We start from the raw sequence: 637 nt of genomic DNA, 5'->3' as shown, positions 1-637 counted from the left end.
AGCTCCGGCCGGTTCAGATAGCCGCGCGCAACTCCCGCCCCGCCAATGTAAAGCTCACCCGCCGCCCCGAACGGAACAGGCCCGCCATGACCGTCCAGAAGATACAACCGCGTGTTCGCAATCGGACGGCCAATCGGGACAATGGCTCCATCAAATCCATCCGGACAGCTCCATGTCGTCGCACAGACCGTCGTTTCGGTAGGTCCATAGGCGTTGACAATTGATGCCGGGATCAGACTCCGGATGAGTTCAGCCTTTGGCAACTCTCCAGCAAGAATGAGAACCTGCGACGCCAAACATTCCAGATCACCGCTTGCCTGGAGCAAGGCCGGAGGCAACGTCGCATGGGTGATGGCTTCGCTTCGCAGATAATCCGATAGCTTGTTACTCGCTTGACGGAGTTCATCGGCCGGCAAATGCAAGGCGGCGCCTGAGCCAAACGCCATGACAAGCTCCCAAGCACTGGCATCATAACCGAGAGAAGCGAACTGCACGACACGGCTATTTAAACCAACGCCAAAAAGCCCGATCTGAGCCAGCCCCAGATTGACCAGGCCGCGATGCTCGATCATGACGCCCTTGGGGGTGCCGGTTGAGCCGGAGGTGTAGATCACATAGGCCAGATGGCGCGCGCTCA

1 protein-coding gene is annotated in these 637 nt (G+C 58.9%); it reads right to left on the bottom strand.

Annotation, left to right across the window (positions count from 1 at the left end; all coding sequences use genetic code 11):
* Nucleotides 1–637: AMP-binding protein (locus tag AAFX91_RS42290; RefSeq protein WP_394570426.1), on the bottom strand; the 637-nt coding region annotated here is incomplete at both ends.

It is taken from the genome of Bradyrhizobium sp. 31Argb (assembly GCF_043638955.1).
Classification (GTDB): Bacteria; Pseudomonadota; Alphaproteobacteria; order Rhizobiales; family Xanthobacteraceae; genus Bradyrhizobium.
The sequence above is the reverse complement of the archived record's forward strand: the minus strand, read 5'-3'. Positions and strand labels throughout refer to the sequence as shown.